The 24,836-nt window shown below is 54.0% G+C and carries 36 protein-coding genes and 1 pseudogene; 20 read left to right on the forward strand and 17 right to left on the reverse strand.

Features of this window, described 5'->3' with window-relative positions:
* Window positions 1-5 precede the first annotated feature (5 nt).
* Together NM686_RS02955 and NM686_RS02960 are read right to left on the reverse strand one after the other, a co-directional pair.
* A complete protein-coding gene (locus NM686_RS02955) occupies window positions 6-1,115 on the reverse strand; it encodes a hypothetical protein (protein WP_255190529.1) in 1,110 nt (369 codons plus the stop codon).
* The gene (locus NM686_RS02960) at window positions 1,108-1,311 is read right to left on the reverse strand and encodes a helix-turn-helix domain-containing protein (RefSeq protein WP_255190530.1); all 204 of its coding nucleotides are present in this window, start codon (window positions 1,309-1,311) and stop codon (window positions 1,108-1,110) included. Before NM686_RS02960 ends, NM686_RS02955 begins: the two co-directional genes overlap by 8 nt.
* 56 nt (window positions 1,312-1,367) lie before the next feature.
* Between NM686_RS02960 and NM686_RS02965 the strand changes: the two genes are divergently transcribed.
* The 6 genes from NM686_RS02965 (at window position 1,368) to NM686_RS02990 (ending at window position 3,807) form a co-directional block, all read left to right on the forward strand.
* The gene (locus tag NM686_RS02965; protein WP_269022321.1) at window positions 1,368-1,808 is read left to right on the forward strand and encodes a helix-turn-helix domain-containing protein; all 441 of its coding nucleotides are present in this window, start codon (window positions 1,368-1,370) and stop codon (window positions 1,806-1,808) included.
* The gene (locus NM686_RS02970; RefSeq protein WP_255190532.1) at window positions 1,792-2,070 is read left to right on the forward strand and encodes a hypothetical protein; all 279 of its coding nucleotides are present in this window, start codon (window positions 1,792-1,794) and stop codon (window positions 2,068-2,070) included. Before NM686_RS02965 ends, NM686_RS02970 begins: the two co-directional genes overlap by 17 nt.
* Window positions 2,067-2,873, forward strand: a complete 807-nt coding sequence (locus NM686_RS02975) for a hypothetical protein (RefSeq protein ID WP_255190533.1) — start codon at window positions 2,067-2,069, stop codon at window positions 2,871-2,873. The genes NM686_RS02970 and NM686_RS02975 overlap by 4 nt, the downstream gene beginning before the upstream one ends.
* Window positions 2,874-2,978: 105 nt before the next feature.
* A complete protein-coding gene (locus tag NM686_RS02980) occupies window positions 2,979-3,269 on the forward strand; it encodes a hypothetical protein (RefSeq protein WP_255190534.1) in 291 nt (96 codons plus the stop codon).
* Between the two features lie 51 nt (window positions 3,270-3,320).
* The gene (locus NM686_RS02985; protein ID WP_269022323.1) at window positions 3,321-3,635 is read left to right on the forward strand and encodes a hypothetical protein; all 315 of its coding nucleotides are present in this window, start codon (window positions 3,321-3,323) and stop codon (window positions 3,633-3,635) included.
* Window positions 3,628-3,807 (forward strand): hypothetical protein, encoded by a 180-nt coding sequence (locus NM686_RS02990; RefSeq protein ID WP_269022325.1) that lies wholly within the window; start codon window positions 3,628-3,630, stop codon window positions 3,805-3,807. Before NM686_RS02985 ends, NM686_RS02990 begins: the two co-directional genes overlap by 8 nt.
* Here NM686_RS02990 and NM686_RS02995 read toward each other — a convergent pair.
* The 5 genes from NM686_RS02995 to NM686_RS03015 form a co-directional block, all read right to left on the reverse strand.
* Window positions 3,804-4,202, reverse strand: a complete 399-nt coding sequence (locus tag NM686_RS02995) for a single-stranded DNA-binding protein (RefSeq protein WP_329959163.1) — start codon at window positions 4,200-4,202, stop codon at window positions 3,804-3,806. The two genes, NM686_RS02990 and NM686_RS02995, sit on opposite strands and share 4 nt — an antisense overlap.
* Window positions 4,203-4,332: 130 nt before the next feature.
* A complete protein-coding gene (locus NM686_RS03000) occupies window positions 4,333-4,515 on the reverse strand; it encodes a hypothetical protein (RefSeq protein WP_255188614.1) in 183 nt (60 codons plus the stop codon).
* Window positions 4,512-4,643 carry a hypothetical protein gene (locus tag NM686_RS03005; RefSeq protein WP_255188615.1) on the reverse strand — a complete coding sequence of 44 codons (132 nt, stop codon included), beginning with the start codon at window positions 4,641-4,643 and terminating at the stop codon, window positions 4,512-4,514. The genes NM686_RS03000 and NM686_RS03005 overlap by 4 nt, the downstream gene beginning before the upstream one ends.
* A gap of 173 nt (window positions 4,644-4,816) precedes the next feature.
* A complete protein-coding gene (locus tag NM686_RS03010; protein WP_255190508.1) occupies window positions 4,817-5,530 on the reverse strand; it encodes a DUF2786 domain-containing protein in 714 nt (237 codons plus the stop codon).
* Entirely contained in the window at window positions 5,527-5,733 is a 207-nt protein-coding gene (locus tag NM686_RS03015) for a hypothetical protein (protein ID WP_255190509.1), read from the reverse strand. Before NM686_RS03015 ends, NM686_RS03010 begins: the two co-directional genes overlap by 4 nt.
* Window positions 5,734-5,874: 141 nt before the next feature.
* Here NM686_RS03015 and NM686_RS03020 point away from each other — a divergent pair, with 141 nt between their 5' ends.
* The 14 genes from NM686_RS03020 (at window position 5,875) to NM686_RS03085 (ending at window position 15,179) form a co-directional block, all read left to right on the forward strand.
* Entirely contained in the window at window positions 5,875-6,045 is a 171-nt protein-coding gene (locus NM686_RS03020; protein WP_255188618.1) for a hypothetical protein, read from the forward strand.
* Window positions 6,046-6,048: 3 nt separating this feature from the next.
* On the forward strand, window positions 6,049-6,501 hold the full coding sequence (locus tag NM686_RS03025; protein WP_255188619.1) for a glycoside hydrolase family 24 protein: 453 nt from the start codon (window positions 6,049-6,051) through the stop codon (window positions 6,499-6,501).
* Window positions 6,498-6,809: a DUF4406 domain-containing protein gene (locus tag NM686_RS03030; RefSeq protein WP_255188620.1), complete on the forward strand. Its 312-nt coding sequence runs from the start codon at window positions 6,498-6,500 to the stop codon at window positions 6,807-6,809. Before NM686_RS03025 ends, NM686_RS03030 begins: the two co-directional genes overlap by 4 nt.
* Window positions 6,806-7,312, forward strand: coding sequence for a hypothetical protein (locus NM686_RS03035; protein ID WP_255190512.1), 507 nt, complete (start codon window positions 6,806-6,808; stop codon window positions 7,310-7,312). The genes NM686_RS03030 and NM686_RS03035 overlap by 4 nt, the downstream gene beginning before the upstream one ends.
* Complete coding sequence (locus NM686_RS03040) at window positions 7,293-7,622, forward strand: hypothetical protein (protein WP_255186409.1); 330 nt, start codon at window positions 7,293-7,295, stop codon at window positions 7,620-7,622. Before NM686_RS03035 ends, NM686_RS03040 begins: the two co-directional genes overlap by 20 nt.
* A gap of 2 nt (window positions 7,623-7,624) precedes the next feature.
* On the forward strand, window positions 7,625-8,119 hold the full coding sequence (locus tag NM686_RS03045; RefSeq protein WP_255186410.1) for a DUF1804 family protein: 495 nt from the start codon (window positions 7,625-7,627) through the stop codon (window positions 8,117-8,119).
* A gap of 4 nt (window positions 8,120-8,123) precedes the next feature.
* Window positions 8,124-8,366, forward strand: coding sequence for a hypothetical protein (locus NM686_RS03050; protein WP_269022328.1), 243 nt, complete (start codon window positions 8,124-8,126; stop codon window positions 8,364-8,366).
* Between the two features lies 1 nt (window position 8,367).
* Window positions 8,368-10,059 (forward strand): phage terminase large subunit, encoded by a 1,692-nt coding sequence (gene terL, locus NM686_RS03055; protein ID WP_269022330.1) that lies wholly within the window; start codon window positions 8,368-8,370, stop codon window positions 10,057-10,059.
* A complete protein-coding gene (locus NM686_RS03060) occupies window positions 10,049-10,243 on the forward strand; it encodes a hypothetical protein (RefSeq protein WP_255188625.1) in 195 nt (64 codons plus the stop codon). Before terL ends, NM686_RS03060 begins: the two co-directional genes overlap by 11 nt.
* Before the next feature lies 1 nt (window position 10,244).
* On the forward strand, window positions 10,245-11,798 hold the full coding sequence (locus NM686_RS03065) for a DUF935 domain-containing protein (protein WP_255190517.1): 1,554 nt from the start codon (window positions 10,245-10,247) through the stop codon (window positions 11,796-11,798).
* Complete coding sequence (locus NM686_RS03070; RefSeq protein ID WP_255186418.1) at window positions 11,795-12,103, forward strand: hypothetical protein; 309 nt, start codon at window positions 11,795-11,797, stop codon at window positions 12,101-12,103. The genes NM686_RS03065 and NM686_RS03070 overlap by 4 nt, the downstream gene beginning before the upstream one ends.
* On the forward strand, window positions 12,100-13,353 hold the full coding sequence (locus tag NM686_RS03075) for a PBECR2 nuclease fold domain-containing protein (protein ID WP_255188627.1): 1,254 nt from the start codon (window positions 12,100-12,102) through the stop codon (window positions 13,351-13,353). The genes NM686_RS03070 and NM686_RS03075 overlap by 4 nt, the downstream gene beginning before the upstream one ends.
* A 4-nt stretch (window positions 13,354-13,357) precedes the next feature.
* Entirely contained in the window at window positions 13,358-13,879 is a 522-nt protein-coding gene (locus NM686_RS03080; protein ID WP_255186421.1) for a phage virion morphogenesis protein, read from the forward strand.
* Between the two features lie 208 nt (window positions 13,880-14,087).
* Complete coding sequence (locus tag NM686_RS03085) at window positions 14,088-15,179, forward strand: hemolysin family protein (RefSeq protein ID WP_255188565.1); 1,092 nt, start codon at window positions 14,088-14,090, stop codon at window positions 15,177-15,179.
* A gap of 331 nt (window positions 15,180-15,510) precedes the next feature.
* Here the strand turns inward: NM686_RS03085 and NM686_RS03090 are convergent, their stop codons facing one another.
* From NM686_RS03090 to corA, 10 genes and pseudogenes are all read right to left on the reverse strand, one after another.
* Window positions 15,511-15,867, reverse strand: coding sequence for a hypothetical protein (locus tag NM686_RS03090; RefSeq protein ID WP_255186422.1), 357 nt, complete (start codon window positions 15,865-15,867; stop codon window positions 15,511-15,513).
* 69 nt (window positions 15,868-15,936) lie between these two features.
* Window positions 15,937-16,191 (reverse strand): annotated as a pseudogene (locus tag NM686_RS21755) (hypothetical protein); the annotation flags it as partial.
* The gene (locus NM686_RS03095; RefSeq protein WP_255186423.1) at window positions 16,188-16,727 is read right to left on the reverse strand and encodes a hypothetical protein; all 540 of its coding nucleotides are present in this window, start codon (window positions 16,725-16,727) and stop codon (window positions 16,188-16,190) included. The gene NM686_RS03095 and the pseudogene NM686_RS21755, both read right to left, overlap by 4 nt.
* Before the next feature lie 8 nt (window positions 16,728-16,735).
* Complete coding sequence (locus NM686_RS03100; RefSeq protein ID WP_255186424.1) at window positions 16,736-17,518, reverse strand: TIGR04255 family protein; 783 nt, start codon at window positions 17,516-17,518, stop codon at window positions 16,736-16,738.
* Window positions 17,519-17,812: 294 nt separating this feature from the next.
* The gene (locus tag NM686_RS03105) at window positions 17,813-18,304 is read right to left on the reverse strand and encodes an META domain-containing protein (protein WP_255186425.1); all 492 of its coding nucleotides are present in this window, start codon (window positions 18,302-18,304) and stop codon (window positions 17,813-17,815) included.
* Window positions 18,305-18,392: 88 nt separating this feature from the next.
* Entirely contained in the window at window positions 18,393-18,779 is a 387-nt protein-coding gene (locus tag NM686_RS03110; protein WP_269022333.1) for a hypothetical protein, read from the reverse strand.
* Between the two features lie 214 nt (window positions 18,780-18,993).
* The gene (locus tag NM686_RS03115) at window positions 18,994-20,487 is read right to left on the reverse strand and encodes a phytoene desaturase family protein (protein ID WP_255186427.1); all 1,494 of its coding nucleotides are present in this window, start codon (window positions 20,485-20,487) and stop codon (window positions 18,994-18,996) included.
* Window positions 20,487-22,070 (reverse strand): aldehyde dehydrogenase family protein, encoded by a 1,584-nt coding sequence (locus tag NM686_RS03120; RefSeq protein WP_269022335.1) that lies wholly within the window; start codon window positions 22,068-22,070, stop codon window positions 20,487-20,489. The genes NM686_RS03115 and NM686_RS03120 overlap by 1 nt, the downstream gene beginning before the upstream one ends.
* 11 nt (window positions 22,071-22,081) lie before the next feature.
* Window positions 22,082-23,617 (reverse strand): phytoene desaturase family protein, encoded by a 1,536-nt coding sequence (locus NM686_RS03125; RefSeq protein WP_255186429.1) that lies wholly within the window; start codon window positions 23,615-23,617, stop codon window positions 22,082-22,084.
* Between the two features lie 128 nt (window positions 23,618-23,745).
* Window positions 23,746-24,735: a magnesium/cobalt transporter CorA gene (corA, locus tag NM686_RS03130; protein WP_255186430.1), complete on the reverse strand. Its 990-nt coding sequence runs from the start codon at window positions 24,733-24,735 to the stop codon at window positions 23,746-23,748.
* Window positions 24,736-24,836 lie beyond the last annotated feature (101 nt).

Consider the following 24,836-nt stretch of genomic DNA (forward strand, 5'->3'; position numbering starts at 1 on the left):
ACCCTCTATTTGTCCTTTTTGGGGCGGCCTGGGCGGTTGGGCCGTGTGTCTTCACGCTTGGCTTTGGCGGCTTCGTGCTTGCGCTCGATCAGCGGGTAATCCAGCAGCCAGCGTTGCGCCTCGTCGTCGGTCAGCCTATGTTTGCTGGTGATGGTGTTGGGCAGATCGACCAAACTATGCAGGCGGATATGTTCGATCACCGAGGCGGCGCGGGCGGCGATGACGTTGGCCGTAACCCACAGCTGCTCGATGCGCAGGTCTTTCTCGGCCACTTCCATATCGTTCAATTGCTCGTTAAACACCGCTTGCAGGCTGTTTAACGCCAGTTCGCATTCGGCTTGGTAGGCCAGACACTCTTCGCGGACCGCGTGGGTTTTCCAGTGAAACTCGTAGTCGCGGTTGTCGCGCTGTTTGAACTTGTTGATCAGGGCGTCGCGGTGTTCGACCTCGGCGTTCAATTGCTGATTGCGCCGTTCGGCAGTTTTCAGCAGATCGCGCAGTTGGTCATAGGTCATGGTTTCGGCTTCGTCGAGTATGTCCTTGCCACTCTCGGCCGCTTGGTCGATGACTTCCTGTGGCATTTTCGCCAGCAACAACACCGGCTTTTTGCCGAGTTTCAGCATCTGTGCGCGCTTGGTCACAGGCAGGCGGCTGAAGAATTTGGCGATGCGGATAGCCTCGTACACTCGTTCTTTCGGCATACCCGCCGCATCGATCCATTCGATAAAAGTGCCGAGTGCGCCGCGTCGCACTCGCTCATCATCGTCGCTTTCCAATCCGCTGGCCGCGTTTTTAATCGATTCCTGAGTCGCCCAAAACGCAAAACCGGCGCGGCATGAATGCCATACGCTACGATTCAATTCTTCGATTCCGGTTTGGAACAGTTCCTCTGATGAAAGCCCGTTAATACCGAATTCGTTAAGGCATTCCGCCAGCTGATTATCGAGTGCGCCGCGTCGCACTAATTTTTCGTGACTGCTAACACCCTGCATTTCCGCATCGATATTCACCAACTCGCCGTCTAGAAATGTCCGCACTGACGGCAGGTCCATCTCTATTTCGTTGGCGTCCATCGGCGCCGCGCCGATACCCAAATCTATTTCCTGTTCAGACATTCTCTGCCTCCTTGATCAACTTGTTTAACTTCTCCGCAATCTCGCGGCCCTCGCCAAAGTGCGCGCGGCTGGTGCCGCGAATTACGTTGGATGCGTTGCGGTAGCCGTAACCCTGGTCTTTTGCCCATTGCTTGAGAGTGCTACCTTGTTTTCGCAGCGCATGAAGCGCTGCGTCTCTATCGACTGCTGCTGACATGTGATAAGCTCCGTTGTGTAATTCAGTCGCGTACATTGTGTTACTCGATTGAGTACTTGTCAAGCTTTTTAGGTGTGCATATGAGTACTTTTGGTGATCGATTGAAAGAGGAGCGGGAACGGTTACGGATGACTCAAACAGGACTGGGCGAATTGGGCGGCGTGCGTAAGCAGGCGCAATTGCATTATGAAAAAAATGAGCGCTTTCCAGATTCGAACTATCTGACGGCTGTAGCAACAGCGGGCGTGGATGTGGTCTATGTGTTGACCGGCATGCGGGCGCAAAACGCCGCCATCACACCCGCGGAAGTGGCGTTGCTGGATAACTATCGAAACAGCACTGTCGATGTGCAGATTGGTGTGGGTCGACTATTAGCGGAAACCGGTCGGGCCGTTGAACGGGCTGAGAAGGTGCAGTATTTGCCACCAGCAGGCGGTTTGGTCATAGGAAATCACTTGAATGCCGTGCATGGTGAGCTGCTTGGCCCGGAAGATTGAAGGCCTGATTGCTTACTTTGGTTTGCAAGATTGGTGGCTGACAGAATTTAGCGAAACCGAGCGCGAACGGATTGAACAGGATGGCTTCGGTAAACCCACGCTAACCCACGGCACCATCAAAGCGACAAGCCACACGGCGCATAGCGTTATTGTTGCGATGGCTGGGTTTTGGCGGCCCACGCCGGAAGAAGAGCGGTTAATATTGCGACTGATGGCGAAGGCTAATGAAATACAACCAATGAATTTAAAGGAGACTGAATGAATGCAACAACACTATTTTTAGCGGCGATCATTTTTTATGCAGCTTGGGTATGGATAGCCAAAAAAAACGGCCAATCAGGCATTATTCAATGGGCCGGCGGTTTTTTAGCGACAACAGTGATTTTTAGCTATATAGGAGCGTCTATCGGCAATGTAATCCCGCAACAGCCGACCGTAGAAATAGCCAAAGCCCCCATTATTGCACCAGAAGAGCCGCAGGTTATCGAAGCGGATTACCAAGCTACAAACCAATCGCAACAGGAGACTCAACCCTCTGAAGATGAAAAACGTCAAGCGACACTTGCATTGATTCGTTCTTTTTCGTTGCAAGACGTCATCACGCTAACAAAACCGCAAATGGAAGACATTCAAGGAGAAGGAGTTAGCAAAGGCACGGCTCTGCTGGCATTTTGGGCAACCGCCTCGTTAAAATGGAACGAACTGATGGCATTACCCAACAGCAAACACGGTTTGATCATGAAAGACTCGTCTACAGAACTGGGCAAGCGGCTATGCGTAAAAGGTTTGGTGATTGAAATCGCGAGGGATAAATCGGTAGAAGAGCCGTTATTTACCGGTGGCATGCTCGATAATGCAGGGCGTATTTACCGGTTTGCAGCGGTTGGATCAACCGGCGATATCGTAGGAAACTCACACGCCGGATTTTGCGGTATCGTCACCGGTCAGCAGCATTACGCCAACAGTATTGGCGGCGTGGCACATGCTGTGATGCTAGTCGGACTGTTCGATTTGCCCGAAAACAAGCCAGCTGAAGTCAAAGCCAAAAAAACTAAAGGTAAATAAATATTTTTTCGTTTCATATTTACAAAACGAAAAAAGAGTGTATTATTTAAACCGTGGAAAGCATCCACACGGGCGCATCGCCGAACTTGGTGCAGGAGAAAAATCATGAACACATCAAACCAATTTGCCACCAAAAAACAAGCTGTTGATTTTTTGAACTCTATCGAATGGCTCGACACCCATTCCGACGATAAAAAATGGTCAAGCACTGGCACTTACTATACTAGTCACGGCGAATATAGCCGTCCAGACTACCAACCAAGACGTTATGCCGATGGCTGGGCTATCCATGTTACTTATTTTTATTATCCAGGCACTTTCAACACCCCATCTGATGGCCGTATGGATGATGAATCTTTTGCAGAGATGTTTTTAAATGACGCTAACCCTTGGTAAGTATCAATAATCTTTATGGCCGCCTCACTTGGGGCGGCATTTGGTGATCAAATGAAAATCAAACTCTACTTCCCGCCCGAATCTATTGATGCGATTAAGGGCATGGGATTGCGTCAAATGTCGCCGGAAACATTACGCTGGACTGCAAATCATCCATCCAGTAATTATGGCCTTGGTGTATTACTGCGTGGGAAATCCGGCGAAATACTCGATGGTCGATCTTTTGCGGCCATGGTTAAGGCCTTTGGCGCGTGGATTGAAGTAGATAGCGAGGATACAGCGAGACGTGTGCATAATGCCTTGGTCACAGCGGCAACCGAAACAGAGGCGGCGGTTAAGGTTAATGACTTGAAAAAAAATGATTAACGAAAAACAATCTGGAAAAATCGGCAATCAAAATGCAGCTAAACCAGAAAACAAACGGCGTAAAGCGATTACGATTTTATTGCCGCCGGATTTGATTGATACGTTGCGGGCCAATGGCAATATGACAGCGCAAATTGAGGCGGCTGTCAGAGCTTATTTAGCCGGCAACTAATACGGCAAATCATCGTCATAATCATCACCCGCCGGGACATTCGTTGCCGCAGGCCCGGTTCCGTTGCTTTTACTCGTTAGCATGTGCATCTCACTGGCGATAATCTCCGTGGTGTAGCGTTCCACGCCGTCTCTGTCTTGCCATTTGCGCGTCTTTAAACGGCCTTCCACATAGATTTGCTGGCCTTTTTTGACGTATTCAATCACCACTTTGGCTAGGCCGGCAAAGAACACGATGCGGTGCCACTCGGTTTCTTCCTTGCGCTCGTGGGTGTTGCGGCCTTTCCAGCGGCGAGTGGTGGCTAAGGTAATGCTGGCGGTGGGTGTGCCGTTGGGCAGATAGCGCACATCCGGGTCGCCGCCCAAACGGCCAATGAGTTGGGCTTTGTTTAGCATGCTGACCTCCAGTGTTGGGTTAAGCAGCGCGTCAGTTGGGTCATGATGGCCGGGCTATATAGGATTAAACACAGCAGCACGGCTATGATCAGGGCGCTGCCGGTAAATAACGGTCTGTTTAAAAAAGCTCTCATCGACACTCCTTTGGAGGTGGTTTGTCATCCGCTGGCAGGTGCAACATGGCCCGCCACACGCGGTTGAATTTCTGCGGGTTGGCGGCTATGGCTTGCCATTGTTCTTCCGTGCGCCCACGGCTCAAGTAAAACTGTTTGATGCGTTGGTATTTGCGGTCGGCGCGGGCTTGCCAGTTCATTTGACAGTCGTTGCATACACAGCCCAGAACACCCCGGTCACTACGCCAACGAAAAACAATGCCAAAGGGCTTCCGGTAACCACTGCCAGCACGCCGAAAATTAACCAGGCGGCGAAAAATTCAATCATAAATTGCACATTGCATATTTATTTCGGTTGGCATTCGAACACCTGGCTGCCAACGTAAAACCTGCCTAGGAGTTTGCACTCTGTAGCAACCTCATGATGGGCCATGCCCCAAATGCACCATCCGAACAGCCATATCAGTAAATGCTTTAGCATCAACTGCAAAAACAGGCTTTTCAATGTCCCACTCCCAACAATGCCCCGCGCTTGGCTTGCACGGGCTTATGCAGCGAGACATCCTTGGCGGCATCCAAACCGGCCGCTTGGGCTTTCCAGTCGTGACCATGTTTGGAGGATGCGCCAGATCGGTCGTCCGATTTCAATCGATCGCCAAAGGTAGCCTGTTTGTAAGCGGCGATGGCAGCGCGCTCTTGCTCGGTGCCGGCGAATTCCTCCACCTGGCGAGCGATGCCCGTTACCCATGCTTGGCAAAACAAATCGGCACGGCGGATTTTGGTCGCGCGTTTCAGGTTTTTTCGTAACGATTCCGCGTACTTCGTGCGGTCGCGTTTGAGAGTGCGGCTTAGCACGTCGAAGGTGTAGGCAGCCAGCTCCGGCTTGATGCCGACGCCCATAAAACGGATGACCGTATTGCGTTTGAAAAAGGCGTTATTGATCCCAATCGAATTAACCGCGGCGCAACCAAATGCATCGGCAATCACGCCGGCCAATTGACTGAGATAAACCGGCGGTCGATGCACCGACTTGGTGTCGCTGGTTTCTTCATGCACCGCAGCCGCCGCCACATCTCCGCTGGTGAGGTTGTACTTCTTCATCAACGCATCGGCCTGGCGCTTGGCGGCTTCGGCTTCCGCCGGGTTGTCGCTGGCTGCCAAGGCCAGACACTTGGCTATTTTGTCGGCAATCTTTTTCAGTTCGGCAGCGGTCACGGCGCAAACCCTCCCGGCATCACCACCCACACCGTCACGCACGGCAGCAGGTTGATACATAGGCGCTTGTTGGCCGCCGACCAGTGGGCGCCAATCCAGAGCGAGCCGGGCCTGATGTGCCAGCCGTAGCGCCATGTTTGAATGGGTGGTTTTTCTGGAATATCGGGTTGCGGTATGTGTTTGGCCGGTCTGGTATAGCGCATGGTGTCCTCCTGTTCTGGCCGCGCACTCTACGCCGGCTGTGTCACCCGGGCAGCGCTGGAAACGTTTCCAGCCTCATCAAGCCTCGCGCGCGCGCGTACTCTGCAGTCTCCGAAAGGCAGTAATCAGCAACAGGAGACGATATGAAAATAAATTTGCACGAGGCATCGACCAAGCGGGGCTTGGTATTCGTGGTCACTGGCTTGGTGGCGGTGGTGTTTTGGTGGTTTGGTAAAGATGTACAGCCTGTGTTAGCGGCTGGCACGTTTGTAGTTGGCGGTTTGGGTGTGGCATTGCCGGATCGTGCGGAGTAGGCCATGAATGCCAATCGCAAAGCGTTTTTGGACATGATTGCCCATTCCGAGGGTACCAGCACCTGTAAGGCCACGCGGCACAATGGTTACGATGTGATTGTGGGCGGTACGGTATTTACGGATTTTTCCGACCATCCGCGTAAGTTGGTGCAACTCAATACCCGCCTCAAATCCACCGCTGCCGGGCGTTATCAGCTTTTGATGCGCTATTGGGATGTTTACAAAAAACAGCTAAAGCTTCCGGATTTTTCGCCGGCCTCACAAGACGCGGTTGCCATTCAGCAGATCAGGGAGCAAAAAGCCCTGGCGGATGTGGATGCCGGCCGGTTTGAGGTGGCGGTGGCCAAGTGCGCCAACATCTGGGCCAGCTTTCCGGGCGCCGGTTATGGCCAGCATGAAAATACGTTGGCGGCATTGCAGAAGGCTTATGTTGAGGCTGGCGGGGTGGTGGCATGAGCAGACTCTATCTCGCCGGCCCGATGACCGGTATCGCCGACTTTAATTACCCGCTGTTTAATACCACGGCTGCCAAATTGCGCGCCAAAGGTTTTGTAGTCGAAAACCCGGCGGAAAATCCGGCGCCAGCCAATAACGATTGGCATTTGTATATGCGCATGTCGATTCGGCAAATGCTGACCTGCGACATGGTGGTATTGCTGCCGGGTTGGTCCGGCTCACGCGGCGCGGCCATCGAACATGAGGTGGCCACGCAGCTGGGCATGCCGACTCGTATGGTCGACGATTTATTACAGGAGGCCGTATGAATCCGTTTTTTATCGTGGCCTTGCTGTGCTCTGTCGGTGGCCTGCTGGCGGGCGGTGGCGCGGTAGACATGCTACGCAGGGCCGACATCGCCATTTTAAAGGCCAGCCAAGCCGCTGCCCTGGCGGATGCCGAGCAATTGTACCGGCGCCGGTTGGCCGATGAGCAGGAGCGCGGCTTTGCGCTGTCGGACAAGCTGGCCAAAACCGAAACCCAACTGACCCAACGCACCCTGGAGGTATCCCGTGCCCTTTCTAAAGTTACTACTGGTCGCGCTTGTCTTGGCAATGATGCTGTGCGGCTGCTCAACCGCGCCCCGCGTGACGATCCAATCGTGCCCGAAGCCGCCGGCCCATCTGCTACAGAAAGTGGCGCCGTTGCCACCGATACCGACGTCGCCGGCTGGATCGGCAACGCCCAATGGCAATACGACACCTGCCGAGCCCGCCTCGGCGCATTGATTGATTTCGAGACAGGAAGACCCGATGACCGAACAGAACAATAACGAAGCCGCGCTGGCGCAAAACATAGGCCACTTGACCGGCGAAATCCGTGCCATGCATGCGGCTATCCTGGCGTCGATCGAGCATTTGCGCGAGGACATGCGGCGCATCGAGACCTCCAGCAATGCCCGCATCGATAGGCTGGAAGACAAGATGGCCGATAGGCTGGATGCGGTTGAATCCAAGATCGGCGAGCTGCAAAGCGAGGATAAGCGCATCATCGAGAAGGTGGCCAAGATCGGCGCTTTGGGCGGCGGGGCCGGCGGCGCGCTGGTGGCCGGCATGGTTGAAGTGCTGAAACGGATGAGCTGAACGTGGCGCACACTCCTGAAACACGGGCCAACGTCCGCCGCATGTATGTCGAAGGCATGGCGCTAACCGCCGCCGCTGCTTGCGGCAATGTCAGCTACGACACGGCACGCGAGTGGAAGCGGCTGGGCAAGGAGCGCGGCGACGATTGGGACACCGCACGGGCGGCGTATCGAATCAGCGAGCAAGGCATCGACGAGTTGAACAAGAACATGATCGAAGATTTTGCCCGGTTGGTGTTGACCACGACGCGCGAGCTGGACAACTCGACCATTCCCGCCCACGAAAAAGCCGGCGTGCTGTCGCAGCTGGCCGACGCCCATGCCAAGTTCGCCAAGGCCTTTTCGCGCATCAATCCGCAGTTTAGCGGGCTGAGCGTGGCGCTGGATACGTTGAAAACCGTGGTCGATTTGTTGCAAAAGCGCGATCCACAGGCGCTAAGGGCCTTGCAGCCGCATATTGATGAGATTGGGGCGGTGTTGGGGAAGCGGTATGGGTAAAAAAATGATTACGTCACGAGAAGCGGAAATCCTGGCCCGGCAGGCTATGACCGATTATGTCAACGCCTGCCACTGCCAAACCCAAGATGATGTTGCCAATGTGCTGATGAAGTTGGCGAGCCTATGCGGCCTTGGCATGGTGGCGGTTGTCGGTCATGCCGATGCGGTAGCCAGAATGCAAGGCACGACGGATTACATATCTGAAAACGTATCAGATGTGCTCTGGAAAACCACAAAGGCTCATTGAAATGTCTGAAATAGACATCCAGGAAGTTCGCAACTGGCGCGAGTTCGAAAAGGAACTGGCGGTACTCGGCGAGCAAATCCGCAACCAGATCGAGCTGGAGTGCGAGGCGTTCGCTACCGATCCGGCGGCGAGCCGCGAGCGGCGGGAACGTGCCTGGCACGACTACGGCTATTTCTGCAAAACCTATTTTCCGCACTACGTCCCCACGCCGCATTTCAGCCAGTTTCACGAATTTATCTTCCTGCGCTTTCCGCAAGTGATCGACGGCGCCGCCGATGGCCGCGAGGTGCATCAAGCGCCGCGCGGCGAGGCGAAATCGACCTACGAAACCCAGCTCGGCAGCTTGTGGTGCATCGTCACCGGTCGCAAGCACATGATCGGCATCATCATGAACACCGAGGAACAGGCGGCGGAGATGCTGGAAAGCATCAAGGCCGAGCTGGACACCAATCCACGGTTGATGATGGACTTTCCGGACGCCTGCGGCCGGGGCCGGGTGTGGCAGGCGACCACGGCCATCACCGCCAACAACATCAAGATTCGCATCGGCGGTACCGGCAAGAAAATCCGCGGTATGAAACACGGCCCGCATCGGCCGGATTTGATCTTCCTGGACGATCTGGAGAACGACGAGAACGTCAAGGACAAGGGCCAGCGCGACAAGGTGCAGAAGTATGTACTCAGCGCGGTGCTGGGCTTGGCCGGACCGGGCGGCGGCATGGATGTGTTTTGGGTCGGCACCAGTTTGCATTACGACGCAGCTATCAACCGTGTCAGCCGCGCGCCGGGCTGGCGGCGCAAGGTGTTCCGCTCGATTTTGAAATGGCCGGACCGGATGGACCTTTGGGACCAGTGGGAAGCGTTGTACACCCGTAGCGGTGACGATGACGAAAAGGAACAGTTCGAGGCCGAGGCGCTGGCGTTTTACCAAAAGCACAAGAAGGCGATGGATGCCGGAGCCGTGGTCAGTTGGCCGGAGGTGCGGCCTCTGTACCGGTTGATGTGCATGCGGGCGATCAATCACGACGCGTTTTCCCAAGAGCAGCAAAACGAAGCCGGCAACGATGAAAACGCGCCGTTTAAGGGCGTTCATTTCTGGGTCAATCATTTGGCCGAGTGGATATTTTTCGGCTCTATCGATCCCTCGCTGGGCAAAAAAGGCAAGCCGAAGGGTGACCCATCAGCGATTCTGGTCGGAGGTTTGGACCGGCGGACAATGACACTGGATGTGGTTGAAGCCGATATCGCCCGCCGCGTGCCCGATTTGATCATCAGCCGCGCCATCGATCTGCAAGCCGAATATAGCTGTATGGCCTGGGTCGTGGAGACCATTCAGTATCAGTATTTTTTGCACACCGAGATACTCAAGCGTGCGGCGCTGAAAGGCATTGCATTTCCGGGCATTCCAGTGGAACCGGATACCGACAAGGCGCTGCGCATCATTAGCTTGCAACCGCACATCAACAACGGGCTAATTCGCTTACACCGCAGCCAGTCCACATTGATAGAGCAGCTGAAGTTTTGGCCGGAAGCGGACCACGACGACGGCCCGGACGCGCTGGAAATGCTGTGGCAAATCGCCAAACAGTTTGGCGGCGAGTGGGATTACACGCCGGCAGGCAGCAGTCGCGGCCAGCGGCGCTCCACCAGCCGGGGCAATAGCGATTATGACGAGGATTGGGATGATGATTGACGATGAAGAATTATTTGAATTTGAGGTTAGCTGTAGCAAAACTAAAAGTTCAGATGAACGAATTTCCTGTGCGGTATACACAGTAGGGTTGTATGCAAAGGATGAAGCCGCGGTGCGTAAAATCATGGCTGATGAAGAGCCGGATTTGACGATTGATAGCATCAAACTCATAGGACCGGCATAACATGATCAAACAAGCCAAAGCCGCCTTGGCCGCGCTGGCGGGCGTCAGCAAGAAAGGCCTGCAAGTGTTGCAAGCCGGTGCCCGCTCCACGCAAAGCACGCCGATGAATTACAACAGCGTCAACACGCTGGACCCGACCCGGCTGGCGAATGCGTTTGCCCAGGCCGACCAGGGCTATATCACCGATCAGGCGACGCTGTTCGAGTTGGTCGAAGAGCAGGACGCGCATATTTTTTCGGAGCTGGCCAAGCGCCGCCGCGCGGTGACTGGGTTGAATTGGGACTTGCATCCGAAAGACGATGCCACCCAGGCGGAGATCGACAGGACTAAAGAGCTGAAAGACATGCTGTGTCAGATCCCGCGCTTTGAAGATGCGCAGTACGATTTAACCGATGCCATCGGTAAAGGCCTGGCGGCATTGGAAATCGAATGGCGGACCGGCGCGGAGTGGGTGCCGGCGGCATTGCATTGGGTGCCGCAGCGCGAGTTGGAGATTGACATCAAAACCGGCGATCTGCTGTACCGCAAAAACGGCATGACGGAAGCCTTGCGGCCGTGGGGCTGGGTGATCCACGAGCACCGGGCGAAGTCGGGGTACATCGAACAAGCCGCGTTGTTCCGGGTGCTGGCCTGGACCTATGCCTACAAAGCCTACAACGTGCGCGATATGCAGCGCTTCCTGGAAGTGTACGGCATGCCGTTGCGACTGGGTAAGTATCCGGCCGGCATCGGTAAGGCCGAGCGCGATCAGCTGCTGCGCGCGGTGCGCAATATTGGCAACGACGGTGCCGGCATCGTGCCCAGCACCATGACCATCGATTTCGTCACCCAAACCTCGACCGGCAATGTCACCGACTTTTTGAACGCGATCCAATATTGGGAGCGCAAGCAATCGATGGCGATCCTGGGCGGCACGTTGACCAGCCAGGCGGACGGCAAGACCAGTACCAATGCGCTGGGGGCGATTCACGACAAGGTGCGACGTGAAATCATGCTGCACGATGTGCGGCAGATCGACCCGACCATTAACCGCGATATCGTCCGGCCGATTGCGTTATTGAACGGCATGTTCGCCGAAGACCGTATGCCGGAAGCGCGGCATGATACCTCTGATGAAGTCGATCAAAAGGCGATGGCTGAGGTACTGGATCTGGCGGCGGCGATGGGCATGGAGATCGATGTGGATTGGGCGCATAAGGCGTTGCAGATCCCCAAGGCTGGCAAGGACGCGAAGATTTTAACGGTGTCCGGCAAATCGCCCGCGCCGACCCAAGCCGGGGCGGCATTAACCCGATTGGCAGCACTGGCCAAGCAACAACAGGACGGCGATATCGTCGGCAATTACAGCCAACAATTGGCCGCGCTATGCATGCCACACGAAGAGGCGGCGATTCAACAGATTGCAGCGGTGGTGGCGGCGGCGGGCTCGTTTGATGAGGCGATTGCTGGCATCGAGGCGCTGAATTTGGATAGTAACGCCTGGGCCGGGTCGTTGCAGCTGGGCATGGCGGCGGCGCATTTAGCGGGGCGCGGCGATATCGGCGGTGCAAAATGAGTGTGCATATCGAATGGACGCAGGGCGTGGCGCGGACGTTCGATCCCGGCATGCGCTTCGAGGATGCGGCGCCGTTCGTATCCGTCGTGAAATTGGACAAAATCGGGCCGGATACGGTGCTGCTGTCGGCGGATTTGTCGCAACGTAAACTCAATCGTGGCGATATCGCCGATTTGAAAGCCGCATTAGCCGCGGCCGGGTTTGAGTTGGTGCATTGCTGGCGCAAGATCGGCCGCAAAGTGCCTTACGGCGGCAGAGTGATCCGCACCAAGGGCCAACTGGCACTGTGGGAGATACCGTTGTGACCGATTCGCCGGCCCAACTGCCGTTTAAAGAGGCGATTGATTTTTATAAGGCCAAAATCCAGCTGCCGACCGCGAGTTGGACCGATATTTGGCAGCAGCAACACAGCCACGCCTTTGTCGTGGCCGGGGCGGCGCACGATGCGCTGGTCGAAGACTTCTATAACGCGATTTTCGATGCCAAGCAGAACGGCGGCGGTTATGAGGATTTTCGCGGGCGGTTTGACGAGATAGTGGCCAAGCACGGCTGGAGTTATAACGGTTCCGCCGGCTGGCGGAGCAAGGTGATCTACGACACCAATATCAATCAGTCGTACAACGCTGGACGCTATCAGCAAATGGTGGCGGTCAAGCATCTGCGACCGTATTGGGAGTATGACCACACATCAATCGAGCATCCTCGGTTGGAGCATAAGGCCTGGGACGGGCTGATTTTGTCGGCGGATGACGTCTGGTGGGATACGCACATGCCGCAAAACGGCTGGGGTTGCCGGTGCCGGGTCAATTCGCTGTCCAATTATGAAGCGGAACAGGCCTGGCAGGCCAAAGGCATGACCGGCCCGGACACCGCGCCGCCGATCGAGTGGGAGGAAAAGACGGTCGGCAGCAAAGGTGCGTCGCCGCGCACTGTGCGGGTGCCGAAGGGGATTGATCCCGGCTTTGCGTATAACCCCGGCAAGGCCTATCTGGAACCGACGACGGTGCCGCCGTTGACGGGATATGGCGCTGTGTTGAAACAGCGCGATAAGCCCTGGCCGACTGGGTTTAAGGTGCCGGAAATGCCGAAGCCGACCAAGGTTTCGCCGGCTATTTTGCTGCCGGCCGATATCGCGCCGGAGGTGGCGGTGGCGGAGTTTTTGTCGATTTTCGGGGCGACGATGGAGGAAGGCGCGGCGTTTACCGATGCGGCTGGTTCAACGCTGGCGATTACAAAGGCGTTGTTTGCCGATGGTGCGGGCGGCGTTGCGATTTCTGCTGATTTGGTCTCGAATATCAATTTATTGGCGATGACGTTACTGGAGCCGGATGAGATTTGGTGGCATTGGGTGCGCGATGAGGCGGATGTCGGCCGGTGGCGGCTGAAACGGCGCTATTTGCGGGCGTTCGAGGTGGACAATAGCAATCAATTTGTCGCTGTATCGTATGAATGGGGCCGTACTGGCTGGGCTGGCGACCAGATTACGGCGAGTAAAACGCAAGCAGACGCGTGGTTGGACGATAGCCGAATCGGCCGGCCTCTATATATAAGGTGATGCTATGCAATTTGAGATCGAATTCGAGGTGGGGCATCTGGAGCGGGTGCTGGAGGCGGTAAGACGTGAGATTGCAACACCGGAGGAGATGCTGGACAGCATCGGCGAGTCGCTGTTGCGGGTTAACAGGCGGCGGCATGAACAAGGCGTCGATCCGGAGGGTAAGGCATGGAAAAAGCTATCGTCATTGACGCTGGCTGAGGGTAATCGCAAGGGCGGACCGCTGAAAAAAACCGGTCGGATGTTGGCCAGTCTGAATTATCAGGTTTCAGCTAATACGTTGATTTTAGGATTTGATGGACAAAGGGATTCAATGCTGGCTGCCATTCACAACGCAGGCGCAGATCCGTATGTTATTCGGCCGCGTACTAAAAAAGCGCTGGCATTTGCGGGTATAGTTCGTAAGCGAGTGAATCATCCAGGACTGCCGAAAAGGGAGCTTGTTGGCTTTCCGGATAGCGATAAAAACTTGGTAGAAAATGTGACGGTCGATCATCTCACACGTGTTTTAACGCGCGTTCGATGAACGAATAAACGGCCTTTAATCGGTAATTAATCCGTAATCGGCGGTAGTGTTTTTCCAAAAAAGGACATGGTTTTTCCGCGTTTTCATGCCAATTTTGTCCGGAATTCAAGATTTTTTGCTTTTAGCCTGAATCCCGCGAATTTCGGGGTTTTCGGGGCGAATTTGGGTGTTGTAACTGTCCGTTTTCCACCTCCTCCCTACTATCGGCATTCTCAGCGGCGCCTTGGGCGAAGAAGCCATTGCCGAACCGTTAATACCCTGGCTGCAGTCATTCCCGTTTTTCGCCGCTTACGCTGAAAAACTGGCCTTGGTGGCGACGGTGCTATCGATCACCTTTTTATCCCTGATTGTTGGTGAATTGGTGCCTAAGCGCCTGGCGCTGAATTTTCCGGAACGCATCGCCGCGCTGATTGCGCGCCCCATGCACGGCTTGTCCTTGCTGGCCTTACCCATAGTGAAACTGCTGAGTTTGGCGACGGAAGTCACGTTATGGCTGCTGCGCATCAAGCCGAAAAACGAACCGTCGATGACCGAGGAAGAAATCAAGTTGCTGCTGGCGCAAGGCACCGAGGAAGGCGTGCTCGAAGAGGCCGAATTCCGTTTCATGGAGAATATCCTGAGGCTCGATAAGCGCAACGTGGCTTCCATCATGACCTGGCGTCAGGACATCGTCTGGCTCGATCTGCGCAAGCCGTTCCAGGAAAACCGCCAATTGATCGTCGAAAATTCGCACGGCATCTTACCGCTTTGTTCCGGCGGGCTGGAAACGGTGGTTGGTTTTATCAAGGTCAAGGATATTCTCGACCGGGTACTGATGGGCGACCAACCCAATCTAAACCAGATCATGGTCAAGGCATTGTACGTGCCCGATTCCATAAGCCTGATGGGCTTGCTCGAGCAATTCAAGCAATCCCACTTGCACACAGCCCTGGTCGCCGATGAGTATGGCGAAATCAATGGCTTGGTGACCTTGGGTGACGTATTGGAAGCGATTGTAGGTACGTTGGCGACCAGTCCGCTAGAAGACAGGCCGGAAATCTTGCAGCGCGAGGATGGTTCCTGGCTGGTGGATGGCATGGTCGACATTCACCAATTCCAGAAACAATTCGACCTGGATGAGCTATCCGAAACAGCCGATGTCCGTTTCAATACGGTTGGCGGTTTCATATTGTTGCACCTTGGCTATGTGCCCAAAGCCACCGATCATTTTGAATTCCGCGGCTTGAGGTTCGAAGTCGTCGATATGGATGGAAATCGTGTGGACAAGGTGCTTATTTCCAAAAGCGAAGGTGAAAACTGATCGGCCTCTACATGATCGCAGGTATCGGATTGCCCGCTGTCGTTCTTTTTACCAGCACAGGGAGACTGGATTGAATGATAATGAAACCCAGCTTTGAATCTGTGAGTTTTGTAATCCAAAGAGCAGTAGAAACTCGATTATTTCAAAGCAATTACTGGGTTTCGAGTTGCTCTACCTGGCCATCGGGGGCAGCCGGTCACTAAGAGACATTCGATCCACCTAAAATAGCGTTTATTGAATGGCTAGAGTTCTTCATACTGCGGACGTTCACTGAAGTATGGTTATCTCCTTGCGTTCTTTCTATTTTCAACAGCAAGGAGCTGTCAGTGTCTCATTTTATTAAGGTGATGCCAAGACGAGTCTTTCTTAAAGGTGAAAGGGGTACCTCACCTTTATGAGCCTGTAAAGTGTAGCGCAGTGAGGTCAAATCGTCATTAATAGCTTGTTCTTCGGTCGCATACTCAGCCTGTGTTATCAAATTCGCTTTGAGCTGTTTAGCAACTGCTTTAAGTTGAAGCTCCTGTTGTTCAATCTCCGCAGTTAATAAGCGAACAGTTGTTAATGTGCCAAGCCTATACTGAACTAAGGCATCATCATTTAATTGCAGTAATTCTTCAGTATGCTTTCCATATGGCGTTCGGGCCTCAACCTTACCCGTTTTGGAATTGAACCGAAGATGAGCAGCCATCCCATGATCGCAGGGGTTTACAACGTAAGGCCCAAGTTTTTCGTCAAGCGGCCAATCATTGTTCTTTCGACTATTGCAGTTACCGCAGCAATAATACAAATTATCATAGTCGCAAACTAGGTTTGCGAATCGAGGGATACTCTTTGGCCTGTAATGATCAACACCAAAGTTGAGATTTGGCGCGCTACTGTCAGGTTGGCGACAGTACACACATACTCTGGAAAACTCTGCTTGCAGATAACGCTTGTACGATTGGTAGCGCTTGAACTGCCGTGGTGAAAGTTGTCGCCTGTGCTTGGTTTTAGGGTACTGAAATACCGTCACAGTTTAGATTGAATTCCAAGGCGCTTTGCGCGTTCTTCGCGAGCTGCGCGAATGCGAGCTAACTGCGCATTTGCATCCTCTAAGGCGATTACTTGCTCTTTAGATACGAGCGGCGCGCGCTCCGAGAGACGACTATTGAGAATTTCCAATCGAGCCAATATTTCCGACGACTGGGCGTTTCCACTTGCATATTTGGCTGCCATCAATCTGACGCGCTGCTTAGCGATTTGATCGACTTCTACGCTTCGCTGCGGCACAACGTTGGCCGAAGTATAAAAATTTACGGACTCTTTTAACGTAGGAGTTGATTCTAAGGGCGGCTCTAATTGCGGTATTGGTGGCTTGGTCTGCGCAAGTGGTCCTTTTGTTGTGGAAAATAAATCAACAGCCTTAGCCTCTTCGGTTACAAATGCAGTCTGGTTTGTCAGACCTTTGATTTCTGGAGTGTTTCGATCGCGCGACCTTGGCTGAAAAGGTGCGATATTAAGCGCAACTACCGGATTAATAAATGGCGTATGGTCTATGTAGAAATCCATGATTTCACTCAGGCTCTCTTCTGGTGACTTTCAGATGACAAATGTTCACGAGCTTTGGGTCCTAGTGCCCAATCGAAGACATCAAAGGCTTGTGAATGCATTACGTCTAAAGCTTCCCCAGTGTTGACAAGTTGTATTTCATTGCGGAATGCATCAATGTCTAATAAATACTGAGGAATCATTTCTCCTGCGGTTTGTTTGGGTTTCAAGACTATGCCGTGTTGCAACAAACATCCGCCATCATCCGCCATAAGTTGCAGCTTGCCAGCGTATTCATGAATCCCTTTGAAGCATCCTGAAAGAAGAGGACCAACGAGTTCAGGATTCACCCAACCAAGCACTGGATTGGTATCGCTGTCGACTATATTGATATAACGAAGACCAATCCGGGTGAAGAAGTCTGAATCGATAATTTTGGACGCGGCCTCGACTACGCGCAACACTCTTTCTCTCATATGCGCATAATCGCTGTATGCGGTAGTTTCCACTGAAAGGGAGCTTTGTTTTAACGATACTGTCCAGGTAAACTTTGCCGACCGGAAGATATGAGTGTGAGTATTGTTTGAGCTGTTAGCGCCGATCCCCAAACTAACTTCATTCGCCAATTCAAGGTGAGGGTATTCCTTCCTTAGTGCTTTGACCAAAGCAGCCGGAGGTCGGGGCTCGCCGAGCTCCATGAGCGTAGGGAAACGAAGCTCGCAAACAGCTTGGTGTAAGAAGTTGCGCTTATATTGGTCAACATTCCTAGAACGGAGAGTCACTAAGGAGTCCGCATTCCAATTTGGTGCCATGCTGTTCTCAAGGTGTATGAGGAGGATTATTTTAAATCGCTCTGAATTCTCCCATACGCTAACCAATTAGTCCACCTGTAGAATTTCCTACGGCCAATTAGTTCTGAATGACGGCGTAATGAACTAGACCTGCCGGATGTCCATGCTGAAATAGAACGTCTCATTGGGGTTGCTCGTTGTCGGTCAAGTCGCCGCTGATACCTATGTCGAAAAATAACCAGTCCAGAAAAAGTTGGTTTGCTTGGGATAATTGTGGGCTGCAACAGTCATATCTTAGTGTCGCCTGTTTTGGCGTTATTTAAGATAAACTGCCTCAAACAGCAATATCGATTGATTTTGCTCGTCGTATAAAGTCAGTCTTTCGCCTTGTATTGAATATCGCCGGACTCTGTTTAACGCGTCAAGAAAAGTGCTTTCTAGCTCCATAGTTTCGGCACACGCCATCCTAGTCGTTGCCAAATTCCCAAATTCCAAACGATCATTGTTCTGTTTGTATCCACCCGAAAATCGATTACAGCCGGAAAAACCATGGACATGGTTTTCCCCGCCGCCTGTAACCAGGCTGATTTCTTTTCCTCCGGCGCCCAGTGCTGCGGGCTTGCCATTGATTTCCAGGAGTTTCCAATATGTGTTGACTAGACTAGCATCGGGTTTACTGGCTTCTGCTTTCATGGATGGCGTCGCCACATGGGCGGCATCGTTATTAGCTGCGCAACCAAACAAGGAAAACACGGGTAAGCAGGCAAATACCAGAGCTTGTTCGTACCTCGGGCGATATGATGTCATCTAAATTCTCCGGTTAAAAAATACCTATGGCCGTTCAGTCAAGGGTACGCACCGCTTGCCCTTTGAGACAATGCCAGCGCTTCATGCCCTATCTTTTTATATTGTGTTGCAGCTCAAGCGATTCGGTTAAGTTATAGCCATTATCATTTAATAAATCGCCGACAAAAAACAGGCGCATTTCGATGATCCAGCCGATTTTTCTTTGGTTGTTATTCTCGATGATGACGGTCGATAGCTTGTTATTATTATCAATGATATTGGTCACTATCGTTTTAGGATTATTGATGTCTTCCTTCAGTGCGCTAGAGACTATGCGCTGAGCCGATTCCAGGGTTAGCACTTGGTGCGTGACCGGTATTTGAGACAGTTTTTCTTCTATTAATGATTGCGCCTTGAAATAACCAATATCGTAGGCAAGCTTGGCAATCAGGCTAATGATAATCGCCACGCCCCAAACAGACAGGCCAATTTTCAATCGTCTTCTTACGCGGGGATGGGATAGTCTTTTGAGGAAAACGTTAAATTTCATTTTAGTGCGGTGTTATGACTTTATTTGTTATTTTTCAATAGTGAAAAAGACAAAATAATTTTTGCAGAGTTCGCGGCGGCGATTGGCATAAGGCAATTAAAGCAACGGGGATGCGGGCATTTTGTGTCGCGTGCGGCACAAAATGCCCGCGAGATGGAAATTACTGCAAATCCGCCACAATCTTGTCCCTCACCAATTGCCCGGACAGCGTCACCATCGGCATGCCGCCGCCGGGATTGACGCTGCCGCCGACGAAATACAGATTGGATAATTCGCTGCTGCGCTGCGGTGCCTTGAAACCCAGGTTTTTGAAGCGGTCGGCGACCACGCCGTAAATCGAGCCCTGGTTTGAATAATATTTGGCCTGAATATCCAGCGGGGTCCAGTATTCTTCGGTTACGATGTGTTGGCGTAAATCCGTCAGGCCCATGCGTTCGAGCTTGACCAGCACCCGTTCACGCAAGGCCCAGTAAGCATCGGCGGTCAGCGGTTTATCGGGATCGATATGTGGGATGTGCGGCAGGATTTTGATGATCTCGCAGCCGGCCGGCGCCTGGGCGGGATCGGTCTTGCACGGCGCGACCAGATAAATGGTCGGATCGTCCGACAGGCGATGGCTTTTGAATACCGCATCGAAATGTTCGCGCGGGTGATCGGAATAAAAGAAATTGTGGTGCGCCAGTTGCGGATACGACCGGTCCACGCCCAAGTGCAGCACCAGGCCGGAACAACTCGGCTCGAAACGCTGCATTTTTTTCAGTTCGCTGGCCGGGCTGCGCAGCAGTTTTTCCATGGCTGGAATCACTTCCATGTTCGACACTACGATGTCGGCCGGCAGCACGTCGCCGCTCGCCAACTTTACGGCGCTGGCTCGGCCGTCCTGTTTTTGGATTTCCGACACCTCGGCATCTAAACGAATCTCGACGCCCAATTCCACGGCCAGTTTTTCCATGGCCTGCGCCATGCCATACATGCCGCCTTTCACGTACCACAGGCCGTAATGATATTGAATGTAAGGCAACAGGTTCATCAAGGCGGGCGCATCGTAAGGCGAGGAGCCGACGTATTTGATGAAGTAATTCAGGATGTCGACCAGCTTGGGGTCGGACACAAAGCGGCGCACGCCCTGGTCCATGCTGCGGAAAACATCGAAACTCAGCAGGCTGCGCAGTGGGCCGTAAAACTTGAGTAAATCCCAAAAACCGTCCAGGCCCTTGGCGAAGTAACCGGCTTCGGTTTCGGTGCAGAGGTTTTTGGAATAATCCAGAAAGCGCTGGAATTGCGCGTAAGTGCCGGGGCCAAGCTTATCCAGTTCGCGGCGCTGGGTTTCGGCGTCTTCGCACAAGTCGATCACGCGGCCGTCCTCGAAAAAATTGCGCCAGTGCGGCTCGACTTTCTGGATTTGCACGTAATCGGCCATGTTTTTGCCGGCCCCTTTGAACAAGGCCTCAAAGATGTGTGGCATCGTCAAAATGGACGGCCCCAGATCGAAGGTGAAGCCGTCTTTTATCATGATGTTGAGCTTGCCGCCGACCTTGTCGTTTTTTTCGACGAGTTGCACGGAAAAACCTGCCGTGGCCAGCGAAATGGCGGCGGACAGGCCGCCGAGACCGGCGCCGATCACGATCACGCGTTGGTTGTCATTTGAGTTCATTAGTCATCCCGTGTCCAAGAAAACAGCAGTTTCAGGTTTTGCCAGCGTTGTGCCCAATCGAAAATGGAAAACTCGCGGAAGGCTTGCAGCGCTTGCTGATTGCGCCGGCCGCGCTGAAGCATCGAGTCTTCGTCGTAGATAAAATCGAGAAAACCCTTGAAATTTTCATAGCCTGATGCGCTGTAAGGGAACCAGTTGGGTTCTTTGGGCAAGCGGCTGCGATTGGTCAGGCCCGATACCGGGTAGCTGAAGTTCAGCAAGCCTTCGGCGCCGTGATAACGGCCAAAACCGCTTTGCTTGACGCCGCCGAACGGCAGGCCGGAATGGCCCACGTTTTTCAATACGTCGTTGATCGCCCAGTTGCCAACATCTAGTTGTCCAGCAAGGCGCTCGGCTTTGATTATATCCTGGCTCCAGATGCTGGCGTTTAGGCCCAGATCGCTGTCGTTGGCAAGCGCGATGGCGTCGGCTTCGTCGCTGAACGTCATGACCGGCAGCAACGGACCGAAGGTTTCTTCGCGCATGACCTTCATGCCGTGGTGCACGTCCCAAAGCACCACGGGCTGCACGACATTGCCGTCGCGCAGCAGCGGGCCGGAGGCCTTGGCGCCCTGGGCGATGGCGTCCTCGTAATGGGTCTGGACGATGTCGATTTGCCGGGCGGACGTCATCACTCCCACATCGCCGTGCGGGTCATGGCCGACCTTGAGCTTGGACAGGCCCTTCAGCAGCATGGCCAGGAGTTCCGCAAAACAGGCTTGTTGCACGTACAGACGTTCGACCGAGACGCAGACCTGGCCGCTATTGCAAAACGCGCCGTACAGCGCGGCAGCGCTGGCGCGCTTGAGGTTGGCGTCGGCCAGTACCAGCATGGCGTCCTTGCCGCCCAGCTCCAGCATGACCGGAATCGGATGCCGGGCGGCGCGTTGCATGACCGCCCGGCCGGTCTGCAGGCCGCCGGTGAAAAACACCAGATCGGGGCGGGCGTCTATCAGTTCCGCCCCGGTTTCGCCGGTGCCGATGACCCATTGCACCAACCCGTCCGGCAAGTCCAGCTTGGCGAACAAATCGACGATCAACTGACCGACCGGCAAGCAGAGTTCGGAGGGTTTCAGGATCACCGCATTGCCGGCCAGCAAGGCGGTCAGCAGCGGAGCGACGCTCAGGTGGAAGGGATAATTCCATGGCGAGATCACCGCAACCACGCCGTAAGGGCGGCGTTCGATGCGGGCGGTGGCGGCCGGAAACGCGAACGGCGAGGTGGACACGGCGCGCGCGCGTAGAATTCGCGGCGCCCGCTTTTGATAATACGCCAGCAAATCCAGCACCGGATAAATTTCCCCCAGCAAGGCCTCGGTGCGAACCTTGCCGGTGCTGAGACGGATGGTTTCGCAGAGATTGTCCAGGTTATCTAGCAGTTGTTTTTTCAAGGGCAACAGGCGTTTGACCCGTTCCGTGACCGGCAGCTCGCGCCAAAGCAGGGCGGCGCGGCGGGATTTTGTCAGCTGTTGCTGAATGAGCGCCGGCTCGCTGACTGGAAAATGTCCCAGCAAGCGGCCATCCAGCGGGGAGACGGCTGCCATCGTCGTCATACTCAGGCTTTGGCTTTTTTCAGCCAGGTGCTGTGTGCTATGTCCTTGAACCGCACCCGGTGTTTCTGGGAAATCAGTTTGGCCGAAATCCGCGCCGATTCGTAGATGGTCGGTAAACCGCTGCCGGGATGGGTGCCGCCGCCGACCAGATAACAATTGGCCAGTTCTTCGAAACGGTTGTGCGGCCGCCAGTACAGCATCTGGCTGAACTTATGCGACAGGCTGAAGGTGGCGCCCTTGTAAACGTGCTCGTCCGTTTCCCAGGTTTGCGGCGTGATGATTTTTTCGCATTCGATATGGGCTCTGATGTCAATCAAGCCCAGCCGCGCGCCCAGCGTGTCCAGCACCTGTTCGCGCACGTTTTGGCAATGGGCCTGCCAGTCCAGGCCGCTGTCGTTGTTGGGCATCGGCACCAGCACGTACAGTGCCGATTTGCCGGCTGGCGCCAGGCTGTCGTCGCTGGCGCTGGCGTTCTGCACGTAAAACGAAAAATCGTCCGTCAGGGTTTTGTTGTCGAAGATGTTGCGGATATTGGTGGTGTAATCCTTGGCAAACACGATGGTATGGTGCGGCAGATCGTACATCCTGTCCAAACCCAGATACAGCATGAAGGTCGAGCAGGAATATTCGCGCCGTTTCAGGTTTTCTGGGGTGTATTTTTTCAAGACGCCCGGTTTGACCAGATGCGTCATTGCGTGGGCGAAATCCGCGTTGATGATGACTTCGTCGCCGCGCAGCTCCGCGCCATGTTGTAATTTGACGCCCTTGGCGACGCCGTTTTCGATGATCAACGACTCGATTTCGCTGTTCAAGTGAATTTCGCCGCCGTTTTCCGCGATCACTTGCGCCATGGCCGCCGCGATGCGGTTCAGGCCGCCCTTGACGTGATAAATACCGTATTCGTGCTCCAGATAGGGCAGCATCGTAAACAGTGCCGGGCATTCCCACGGCGACATGCCCAGATACTTGGACTGAAAGCAAAAGGCCAGGCGCATTTTTTCCTGGTTGAAATACTGGCCGAGATTATTGAACACGCTTTTCGGAAAAGCCAGCCACGGCAGGGCCTTGATCAAGTCCAGCGACAAAAAGGATTTCAGGCTGGAATAATCGCGGGTGATGCAGGGATACAGCGCGTTGAAGCGTTTGCGTTCCTGCGCCATGAACTGTTCGTAGCCGTCCGTGCCTTCGTCGAATACCCGTTGCAATTCGGCGCGCATGTTCTCGCGGTCGGAATAGACGAAGATGTCGCGGTCGTCGTACAGCAGGCGGTACATCGGGCTTAGCGGCAGGAATTCCAGATAATCCTCGCTACGGCGCTCGCACAGTTCGAACATTTCGTCCAGCACGCCTTTCATCAACAAGAATGTCGGACCGGTATCGAAGGTAAAGCCGTTCATGTTGATCGGGCGGTTGCGGCCGCCGATTTCTGCATGTTTGTCGAAAATCGATACCTTGAAGCCGCGCTGGCTCAGCAACATGCCGGCGCAAAGTCCGCCGGGACCCGCGCCGACGATGATGATGTGTTTGGTGTTGGCCATGATGATCCGTTGATGCGTTGTCGCCAGGATGATGGTGAAAAATCGCTTAATTTACCAGCAAAACTCAAAAGCTCCAGCGGCTTTGCGAAACGGTGGAAAAAAGCCTAGCCCGGCGGCTGCTTCCGTGGTCATAACCAGCCCGCGCGTTTCAGGCGCCAATAGAGTATAAAGCTACAGAGCAATACACCACCGACGACCAGCGGGTAGCTGTATTCCCAGTCCAATTCCGGCATGTTCCTGAAGTTCATGCCGTACCAACTGAAGATCATGGTGGGAACCGTCAGAATTGCGCCCCATCCGGCCAGGCGTTTGACGACTTCGTTTTGCCGGACGGTTTCGAAGGTCAAATGCACTTGCATCGCCGCGATCAACATTTCCAACATGCCTTCGATGGCACGGTCGATGCGGCTGATATGGTCGGCGATGTCGCGGAAATAAATGCGCACGTCCTTGGGGATGTTGATGTCGTGCGAATGCATCAGCACGTTGCAAATGTCGATGACCGGCATGATGATGCCTTGCATTTGGATCAGTTCGCGTTTCAGTTGATAAAGCCCTTCCAGGGTTTTCCGGCTGGGGTGGTTGGTGAAGATGGCCGATTCCAGCGCGTCGAAGCGTGCCTGCAGACCATCCAGCACCGGCATGTAATTGTCGACGATATGGTCCATCACCGCGTATAGCGCAAAGCCGGGGCCTTTGGCCAGTTGGTGGGGCAAGGCTTCGCAGCGGGCGCGAACTTTGCTATGGCTTAATGAGGCGCCGTGCCGCACTGTGATCAAAAAACGGTTGCCGACGAAAAAATGGGTTTCGCCAAATTCAATACGATCATTTTGTAAAACGGCGGTATGCAGCACCAAAAACAGCGAGTCGCCGTATTCCTCGATCTTGGGGCGTTGATGCGCTCGGTGGGCGTCTTCCACGGCCAGTTCATGCAGACCAAACACGTTTTTGACTTTTGCCAGCAGCTCGGAATCGGGTTCATGCAAACCCAACCAGACGAAATGATCGGGCTGATTGATGGCTTCGTTGATGTGTTCGACGTCTACCTCGCCGATATGCAGGCCGTTTCTATAGGTCGCGCCTTGGATGATCATCGGGTTGTCGCTTGGGCTTGGCAAGGCTTGCTCCTGAATCTGGGCGGCAGGCTAATGGCCGGCGCGCCGGGTAAAATCAAAATCCATTCGAATCTAAACGGCATTTCGTCGATAATAACCGGTTT

Origin of the sequence: Methylomonas rapida (genome assembly GCF_024360925.2) — a bacterium.
Classification (GTDB): domain Bacteria; phylum Pseudomonadota; class Gammaproteobacteria; order Methylococcales; family Methylomonadaceae; genus Methylomonas; species Methylomonas rapida.